Here is an 8,885-nt window from a genome sequence, read left to right on the forward strand (position 1 = left end):
TTCATCAGCTTATTGCTGTGGATGGTCGTGCCATTATCCATGACCATTTATTTTTCCGTCATCCGATACAACCTCCTGTATCCGGGAGAGAATAATTACATCGGCGGACTTAACTTTGAATTTTTCTATACCGACGAAGCTTTCTGGCCAGCGGTGACCAATACACTGACGTTGGTTGGCATGGTGTTGGTCGTAACCGTGATTGCTGCGGTTTTGATTGCCGTGTTACTGGATAAGCCGTTTAAGGGCAGGGGCATTGTTCGGGTATTACTGATTTCACCGTTTTTCATTATGCCAACGGTGAACGCATTGATCTGGAAAAACCTGATGATGCACCCAGTTTACGGCGTTTTAGCGTCGCTCTGGGAATCGGTTGGGTTAGAGCCTGTAGATTGGCTCTCGGATTATCCGCTGGGTTCGATTATCGCCATGTTGAGCTGGCAATGGATGCCATTTGCCCTGCTGATCTTTATGACGTCATTGCAATCGATGGATACCGAGCAGAAAGAAGCGGCAGTGCTGGACGGTGCCAACGGTTTTCAAGTGTTCCGCTACTTAACGCTTCCACATTTGGCACGACCTATCGCGGTAGTGATGATGATCGAAACCATCTTCCTACTCTCTGTGTTTGCGGAAATTTTTGTGACCACCAGTGGTGGACCGGGGTACGAGTCAACCAACCTGGCATTTCTAATTTTCGCTCAAGCCTTAATGCAATTTGATGTCGGCGTGGCGTCTGCGGGTGGTTTGATTGCGGTTATTCTCGCCAACATTGTGGCTTTCTTCTTAATCCGTGCCATTGGCAAAAACTTAGTCGCCTAGGAGAGCTTTATGAATCAGACATTTCGATTTAGAGCCGTTTTAAGCTGGGTGATAGCGTTGATCGTGTTTTTCCCGATCATCATGATGCTGATTACCTCATTCAAAACGGAACAGCAGGCCATTTCGGTTCCACCGAGCTTTATCTTTGAGCCTACGGTTGAAAACTACGGCATCGTTCAGGAGCGAAGCGATTACCTGAAATTCGCCAAAAACTCAGTAATCACTGCATTTGGTTCCACGTTGATCGCCTTGATCATCTCGGTTCCTGCGGCATATTCAATGGCGTTTTACCCGGGTAAACGTACCAAAGATATGCTCCTTTGGATGCTTTCAACCAAGATGCTACCTGCCGTCGGGGTATTGGTGCCAATCTACATACTGTGCAAAGAGGCAGGATTGCTCGACAGTAGTTTGGCGCTGACCATTATTTACACCTTAATCAACCTGCCGATCATCATCTGGATGTTGTTCTCATACTTCAAGGACATTCCAAAAGACATTCTCGAGGCCGTCCGTTTAGACGGAGCGAGCACGTTAGGCGAAATTCGTTATGTGCTGCTTCCGCTCTCATTTGGTGGCATCGCATCAACAGCGCTTTTGTCTATTGTCCTGAGCTGGAATGAAGCCTTCTGGGCGATCAACTTAACATCCGCAGATGCCGGTACATTAGCCACCATGATTTCAACGTATTCCAGCCCGGAAGGATTGTTTTGGGCGAAGTTATCTGCCGCATCCACATTAGCCTGTGCACCTATCGTCGTGCTTGGCTGGTTCTGTCAGAAACAATTGGTACAAGGATTGACCTTCGGAGCAGTAAAATGAGTTATTTAACAGTCAACCAACTCGACAAAAAATACGGCGATGCACTTGCCCTTAAAAACATCAATTTTGAAATTCAAAAGGGTGAGTTTGTGGTCTTCGTTGGTCCATCCGGTTGTGGAAAGTCGACACTATTAAGAACCATTGCGGGGCTGGAAGAATCTTCTGCTGGTGGAATTCACTTAGATGGTGAACTGATTACCGAAGTGCACCCATCTAAGCGTAACCTTGCCATGGTGTTCCAAAGCTACGCGTTGTACCCACATATGTCGGTTAAAGAAAATATGGGTTTTGCTCTTAAGCTGGCAAACACACCAAAAGATGAGATCGACAAAAAAGTACTTCAAGTCGCTAAGGCACTGAAACTCGAGCCATTGCTTGATCGCAAACCAAAGGCACTTTCTGGTGGTCAGAGGCAGCGTGTGGCAATTGGGCGCGCCATCGTACGTAACCCGAAAGTATTCCTGTTTGACGAGCCACTTTCTAACCTGGATGCTGCGCTTCGCGTTGAAATGCGTATCGAGCTTTCTCGCCTGCATCATGAACTTGGCACCACTATGATTTACGTGACTCACGATCAGGTCGAGGCAATGACGCTCGCCGACAAAGTGGTGATCATGAAACAAGGGGAAGTGGCACAAATTGGTTCTCCGCTAGAGCTTTATCATCAGCCTGCGAACCTGTTCGTTGCATCCTTTATTGGCACTCCAAAAATGAACTTGCTTAACCTCGGAACCGTTTATTCTGAAGGCGAAAACCTGACAGCACAGTTAACGAACGATGCTCAAATTCGACTACCTGTAAATAAATACAGTAGTTCCGTTTTGCAAGCTAAAACGCTGGGAATTCGACCTGAAGCAGTCACCATTGTCCCGACCGAGCAAGGCGACGTAACAGGTGTGGTAGAGGTAATCGAACAACTGGGTTCGGAAACCCTGAGCTATGTCCGCATTGAGAACGGCGAGACTCTGGTTTCTAAACATGCGCCCGCAGACAGCCCGAAACTGAATCAGGAAGTAGGGTTGGCTTTGGACAAGGAACAAATCTATCTGTTTGATTCACAAGAGCAAGCGCTCAATATTTATGAGGAGCTCTCTTATGACGAATAGACTGGTTCACTTTGGTGTGGGATCTTTTTTCCGTGGACATCAGGCGTATTACGTCGACAGATTCAATCGTCTGGTTCCACCTTCTGACCGTTGGCACTATACCGGCGTCAACCTTCGCCCAGAATCACGAACAATCACTCAAACCTTGCAACAGCAGGGCGGTCGATATCATCTAAAGAAAATCTCCGCATACGGTGATATCGAAATCCGAAAAATTGAAGCGATGGATACGGTTGTCGACGCTTCCGGTGACGTTTCCGAACTAGATAGCATCTTCACCGATCCGAATGTAAAGGCCTTAACCATAACGGTTACCGAGGGCGGTTATTATCTGACAGATACCAACGACGTTAACTTAAAGGATGTGGAAATCGCATCAGATTTAACGAATTCGGATGCGCCAAAAACGGTTTACGGATACTTAAGTTACGCTTTGAAACAGAGAGCAGCAAGCCAGGCGGGTGCAATTACCGTTTTGACCTGCGATAACTTACGCGACAACGGAACTCTATTAGAAAATGCGTTTAAACAGTTTCTCTCGGCTAAGCAGGAAACTGAGCTTTTAGAATGGGTCAGTAAACACGTCACATTCCCTTGTTGTATGGTCGATCGAATAACACCCGTTCCTCCGAAAGGGCTGGCGAGGCAGCTTGAAACCATCATCGATGAAAAAGACGAGTGCCCAATTATGGGCGAAGACTTCGAACAGTGGGTCATTGAAGACAAATTCGCTTCAGACTTTCCCCAGTTAGAAAAAGTCGGCGTAACTTTTTCCAGTCAGGTCCATCAATACGAAGAAACCAAGATACGCATCTTAAATGGCGGTCACTTTTTGTTGTCTTATGTGGGTGCGTTAAGAAATTACATCACCTTCGATCAGAACATGGAAGATGACCAGCTTGCCGATTGGTTAAAGGGTTATCATCAAACCGAGGTTATCCCGACTATCAGCCATCCGCCTGTCGATCTGGAGCAATATCGTCAGAAAATTGTTGAGCGTTTCAGTAACAGCCATATTGCCGACTCAATAGAGCGGATCGCGATGGACAGCGTGAGCAAGTTTCCTCAGTTCATATTGCCCACAGTGCGCTTTAATCTCGAAAGAAACCATATGCCACGATATGCGATTTGCCTTATTGCCCACTGGTACTGCTTTCTGGAGCGATTCCATAACGGAAAGCTCGCGTTTAACTATAAAGACCCGCATTTCAGTAAAGCAGAACAATGGCTTAATTCATGTGACCCTGTCACTACATTTTTATCAAATGAAGATGTCTGGCAGGGGCTGACGTCCCATTTTCCCGATTTTACCGAGCAGCTTAAAAAGCAGATTGAAACCCAATCAAAAGAATATGAGGAATCCGAGAGCTAATGAGTAAAGGTCAATTCGTACTTCTGTCCAACATATGTGACAGGCTTGATAGTGATAGGAAAGCCCAGCTCTCAGACAAATTTGGGGCGGAATTATATAGATATACCTTAGGGTTATTTCACTCTAAGCATCTTGGCGATTCTCGTGTCTACACATTCAAAAACAGCCGCAAAGCCAAGAAATCAGGTAGAACGCTTAAAATCATAAGGAAATGAAATGAGTATCACCGTATTTAATCAAGACCAACTGGTCTTGAAAGGGAAAGTCGCTCTGCTCAGCGGCGCAAACGGAGGAATTGGATTAGCGGTTTGCGCAACTTATCTCGCTAATGGCTCAAGCTGTATGGTTCTGGATCTGGCTGATTCTCCATCCGCAGAGCTAAGCGAGTTAATAAAGCAATACCCAGACTCGCTAAGTTACTGCCCAACCAATGTGACGGATTTGGATCAGATAGAGCAGGCAATTTCCAAAACAAAAGCGCAGTATGGTCATATTGATGTGCTGTTCAACAATGCTGCGATATTCGATATGGGACCGATTCTTGAATCGACATCTGAACAGTTTGACCGCTTATACAACGTCAACGTGAAAGGGATGTTCTTCATGATGCAGGCAGTCGCAAAAGAAATGGTTGCAGCAGGTAAGGGCGGTAAGATCATCAATATGGCATCGCAAGCAGGAAGACGCGGTGAACCTTTAGTTGCTCACTACTGCGCAACCAAGGCAGCGGTTATCAGCTACACCCAGTCTGCTGGGTTGGCCCTGGCTGACAATGGCATTAATGTAAATAGTATCTCGCCGGGCGTCGTCGACACTCCAATGTGGGATCAGGTGGATGCATTGTTCGCTAAGTATGAAAACCGTCAGCCCGGCGAAAAGAAAAGGCTGGTTGGTGAAGAAGTACCGTTGGGACGAATGGGCTTGCCAGACGACATGGCGGGAATGGCGTTGTTTTTGGCGTCACCAATGTCAGACTACATTACCGCTCAGACATTTAATGTCGATGGCGGCAACGCGATGAACTAAGAGTAAAGGCATACTTTAACGCAGCATAAGGAAGGAAAATGGCGTACTACCTGGGAATTGATATTGGTACTTCATCGGTAAAAACGTTGCTTATGGATGGCAATGGAACAGTCGTTGGCACTGCTGGCGAATCCTATCCTGCATCCACTCCTAAACCACTATGGTCCGAACAGGAGCCCGATTTATGGTGGAATGCAACGCTTAACACTCTGAAGCAAATCAAACACGATTTCCCAGTGCCATTTTCCGATGTTCAGTGCATAGGACTTTCTGGGCAAATGCACGGCGCGGTCATGCTCGATGAGTCGCTCAATCCAGTAAGACCCGCCATCCTTTGGAATGATGGACGTTCACATCTGCAAGCAGAAGATATGAATCGTGAGTTTCCTGAACTCGGGAACGTAGCGGGTGTTCCGGCGATGTCTGGATTTACTGCTCCTAAACTACGCTGGATGGAAGAACACGAACCCGATGCGTTTAAGTCTATTCGACATGTTCTCCTTCCTAAAGACTACGTCAGGCTAAAGCTGACTGGAGAGCTTGCGACAGACGTCAGTGATGCAGCAGGAACCTTGTGGCTTGATGAAGAAAGCCGTGAGTGGTCGGACAAAATGCTCGAACTTAGTGGGCTTCAACCAAGTCAGATGGTTACCTTAAAAGAAGGGACAGAAGAAACTGGTAAGCTTTTAGCAGAGATTGCGTCCGAACTTGGTTTATCCACTTCGGTCACCTTATGCGCTGGCGGGGGAGACGCAGCATGCGGAGCTATTGGTATTGGAGCCATAAATCAGGGAGACGCGTTCATATCTTTAGGGACATCTGCCCAGTATTTTGTGACCACCGAGACTTATAAACCTTACCCTCATGCGTTAGTCCACTCTTTTGCTCATGCTGTTCCTGAACGTTGGTTTCAAATGGCGTGCATGTTGAACGGTGCCAGCCCGTTAAAGTGGTTTGCGGATTTAACCAAGCAGGACATCGGTGAGCTGATTGCTGATCTCGAAGCCGATTACGATCCCACTCAACCAACGCTATTCCTCCCATACTTGATGGGGGAAAGAACGCCTCATAACAATCCATTTGCGACCGCCAGTTTTCACCATATGACATGGGCGACAAAAGGGCACCACATGACTCAGGCAATATTGGAGGGTGTTGGTTTTTCACTGCTAGACTGTCAGAACGCCATTCAGGAAAGCGGCACTAAAGTTGAATTTCTGGGTGCCATTGGCGGCGGAACCAAAAGCCGGTTATGGCTTCAGATTATCGCCAACATTCTAGGCATAAAGATCCTTCGCTACGAAGGCGGAGAGAGCGGTCCGGCTTATGGAGCGGCGAGGCTGGCCAAGCTGTGTGATACCGGAGAACCTGTTTCATCCGTTTGTCACGCACCTAAAGTGCTTGAAGAGATTCTCCCCAACCCAGAGTATCAAGCCATCTATCAAAAGAAATACCAAGAGTTTAAGACGCTATATTCAGAATATGAGAAACAGCGTTCGAGTCGAGTAGGAGCTTCTTATGTCCACCTATGAAATTAAGCCGTATCATCGGGAAAGCCTGGGCGAAGAACCCGTTTGGGAGTTCATGGCGTTCGACAAAGAATCGGTAGCGTATACGGAACATGGCGTACCTCACCACCGAATTAAATGGCATGTACATGAGCAATACGAACTCCATCTGATTGTGAAAACAACAGGTAAAGCGATGATAGGTAACCACGTAGGGCCATTTTCGCCGGGTCAACTTATTCTGGTCGGCCCTTGGCTTCCCCATAACTGGGTGAGCTATCTTGCAGAAGGGGAAACTCACAAGCTGCGAGACATGGTGGTGTTGTTTGAACCTGAACTGATACAGAGAGCGGCACAAATTTTCCCTGAATTATCCTTGTTTAAACGACTGATAGAACAGGCAAAAATGGGGGTAGAGTTTCTGGACGTACCCATGGAAACCAGCATGGAATTTATGAAATCGGTTCGTAATACCCGGGGCGTCGAGAAGCTAACTAACTTCCTGAGATTTATGGATTTCCTAAACGAGCAGAAAACGAGAATTCTGTCCACACTGCCGCCTTCTGAGAAGAAAGACTCTGAAGTCATGCACAACAAAATTAACCTTGTGCTGGACTACGTCATGCTTAACCACGAAAAAACCATTCGTGTAAAAGATGTCGCCGATCTTATCGACATGACGGAATCTTATTTCTCACGCTTCTTCCACAAATCAACAGGGCATCGATTCACCGATTTTGTAAACCGAATTCGCATCCAGCGAGCCTGCATCAAACTGGTTGAATCAAAAGAAAGTATTGCCAACATTAGCCAGCAAGTCGGCTTCGCAAACCTCGCCAATTTCAGCCGCCAATTCAGAAGAATTAAAGGTCTGACTCCGCTCGCATACCGCAAGAAAAACTCGGTGGATGGTTAGTCTGTCTTACCTGTGAATAGGTAAGCTAGCCGAAGCCGAGTTTTCGTAATTCAAATGACGTGGCGGTTCCTTTATCAACCACGTCATTTAAAAGGATCCTCGTCCTTTCGATTAGGCAATAGTTTAAGAACTAGGGTTGCCCATCCCTTTAATTTGCTCAAAAACTTCTTCAGCTTCGGCAGTTAATAGTGAGTAAGTTCGGATGTCTCCGCGCCTTTGAGCTTGCATCGCTTGTTCAAGAAGCATCGAGTGTCGTTTTTTGAGCTTTTTAGCCGAGTTGTTCTTAAAAAATGAAAACATATTTAGGTCCGTATTTGGATAACTATCTGTACTACGGAAGGCGTCTGGAAATGGTTCATTGAATAAGTGTTTGTGAAATTAAAGTTCCAAAACTGTCTCATGTTGCTGAGAGCGCGCCAATTTCGATTTATTGTAGTGGAAGGCTTGATAGAGTTTTATGCTAATGTGCATTGCCAGTTTATGATGGATTGAGTACAGGAGAGAATATTTAGTGGCAGAGAATATAGGTACAAAAAGTGCGTTAAGAAAAAGAGCGGATGAAGTTAAGGATTTCAGGTGTAAAAATCTAATAGTAGTTTTGGAGAACCCTAAGACATTTAAAAACATTGGCTCCGTAGTTAGAAACGTAAACGCCTTAGGAGCAGAGAAAGTTTACATTGTAGACGAAAATGGGTCTTTACCTGATGATTGGCAGGACATGCGGCATTGGAATCCACTCGTGAAGCCTTCAGCTTCCGCTGTTAAATGGAGTTTTGTTAAAAAATTTAGCTCAACTCAATCTTGCCTTGCACATCTAGAGGGCAATAAGTTTGATTCAATTGCTACCTCTCCTCATGTAAAAGGGAAAATGAACGTAGAGTTAAGCAAAGGCGACTACACTCAAAAGCGACTGGCAGTGTGGTTCGGCAACGAATCTAAAGGGTTGAGCGAGCTTGCGATTCAATCGAGTGTTTTCTGCGTTAATATTCCAATGTTTGGCATCATAGAAAGTTTAAATCTTGGCACTTCCAGCGGAATTGTTTTATATGAGATCACCAAACAGCGTAGAGAGTTCCAAAACCGGAAGTATGGGCGTATTTAATTCATTTTTTACAGAAGTCACTGCCGACAGTTATTTTGCTCAAAACTAGAGACCTTATGCCGAGCAAATATGATACCTAAACACCAAAAGGAACTTAATGTCTCATTAAGCCCTATAAAGAGACCATCGACTTACGTTATTGCGATATCTATCAACATACGTAACCAACAAGGAAAGATCAGACAATGGAATGGTATTTAGCTGTCTTAAA

The 8,885-nt window shown here is 45.8% G+C and carries 9 protein-coding genes; 8 read left to right on the plus strand and 1 reads right to left on the minus strand.

Annotated elements, in window-relative coordinates; translation table 11 throughout:
• The 7 genes from RH89_RS08885 to RH89_RS08920 all read left to right on the plus strand — a co-directional run.
• Positions 1-822 (plus strand): carbohydrate ABC transporter permease (locus RH89_RS08885; protein ID WP_004401240.1); only part of this gene is annotated, 822 nt, incomplete at its 5' end.
• Between the two features lie 9 nt (positions 823-831).
• Positions 832-1,644, plus strand: a complete 813-nt coding sequence (locus tag RH89_RS08890; protein WP_004401241.1) for a carbohydrate ABC transporter permease — start codon at positions 832-834, stop codon at positions 1,642-1,644.
• Positions 1,641-2,750 (plus strand): ABC transporter ATP-binding protein, encoded by a 1,110-nt coding sequence (locus tag RH89_RS08895; RefSeq protein ID WP_004401242.1) that lies wholly within the window; start codon positions 1,641-1,643, stop codon positions 2,748-2,750. The genes RH89_RS08890 and RH89_RS08895 overlap by 4 nt, the downstream gene beginning before the upstream one ends.
• Positions 2,740-4,122: a mannitol dehydrogenase family protein gene (locus tag RH89_RS08900; protein WP_004401243.1), complete on the plus strand. Its 1,383-nt coding sequence runs from the start codon at positions 2,740-2,742 to the stop codon at positions 4,120-4,122. Before RH89_RS08895 ends, RH89_RS08900 begins: the two co-directional genes overlap by 11 nt.
• A gap of 216 nt (positions 4,123-4,338) precedes the next feature.
• Entirely contained in the window at positions 4,339-5,148 is an 810-nt protein-coding gene (locus RH89_RS08910; protein ID WP_004401245.1) for an L-iditol 2-dehydrogenase, read from the plus strand.
• A gap of 38 nt (positions 5,149-5,186) precedes the next feature.
• A complete protein-coding gene (gene xylB, locus RH89_RS08915; protein ID WP_004401246.1) occupies positions 5,187-6,680 on the plus strand; it encodes a xylulokinase in 1,494 nt (497 codons plus the stop codon).
• Complete coding sequence (locus RH89_RS08920; RefSeq protein ID WP_004401247.1) at positions 6,667-7,572, plus strand: AraC family transcriptional regulator; 906 nt, start codon at positions 6,667-6,669, stop codon at positions 7,570-7,572. Before xylB ends, RH89_RS08920 begins: the two co-directional genes overlap by 14 nt.
• 123 nt (positions 7,573-7,695) lie before the next feature.
• Here RH89_RS08920 and RH89_RS29610 read toward each other — a convergent pair whose 3' ends face one another.
• The gene (locus RH89_RS29610) at positions 7,696-7,872 is read right to left on the minus strand and encodes a DUF6435 family protein (RefSeq protein WP_004401248.1); all 177 of its coding nucleotides are present in this window, start codon (positions 7,870-7,872) and stop codon (positions 7,696-7,698) included.
• Positions 7,873-8,083: 211 nt separating this feature from the next.
• Between RH89_RS29610 and RH89_RS08925 the strand changes: the two genes are divergently transcribed.
• Positions 8,084-8,674 carry a TrmH family RNA methyltransferase gene (locus RH89_RS08925; RefSeq protein WP_004401249.1) on the plus strand — a complete coding sequence of 197 codons (591 nt, stop codon included), beginning with the start codon at positions 8,084-8,086 and terminating at the stop codon, positions 8,672-8,674.
• Positions 8,675-8,885 lie beyond the last annotated feature (211 nt).

It is taken from the genome of Vibrio nigripulchritudo ATCC 27043 (genome assembly GCF_000222685.1).
GTDB classification, from domain to species: Bacteria; Pseudomonadota; Gammaproteobacteria; order Enterobacterales; family Vibrionaceae; genus Vibrio; species Vibrio nigripulchritudo.

Bases quoted from the DNA above. Each gene is read 5' to 3' on its own strand.
- RH89_RS08890 (WP_004401241.1), top strand. From the start codon at position 832: ATGAATCAGACATTTCGATTTAGAGCCGTTTTAAGCTGGGTGATAGCG.
- RH89_RS08895 (WP_004401242.1), top strand. From the start codon at position 1,641: ATGAGTTATTTAACAGTCAACCAACTCGACAAAAAATACGGCGATGCA.
- RH89_RS08900 (WP_004401243.1), top strand. From the start codon at position 2,740: ATGACGAATAGACTGGTTCACTTTGGTGTGGGATCTTTTTTCCGTGGA.
- RH89_RS08910 (WP_004401245.1), top strand. From the start codon at position 4,339: ATGAGTATCACCGTATTTAATCAAGACCAACTGGTCTTGAAAGGGAAA.
- xylB (WP_004401246.1), top strand. From the start codon at position 5,187: ATGGCGTACTACCTGGGAATTGATATTGGTACTTCATCGGTAAAAACG.
- RH89_RS08920 (WP_004401247.1), top strand. From the start codon at position 6,667: ATGTCCACCTATGAAATTAAGCCGTATCATCGGGAAAGCCTGGGCGAA.
- RH89_RS29610 (WP_004401248.1), bottom strand. From the start codon at position 7,872: ATGTTTTCATTTTTTAAGAACAACTCGGCTAAAAAGCTCAAAAAACGA.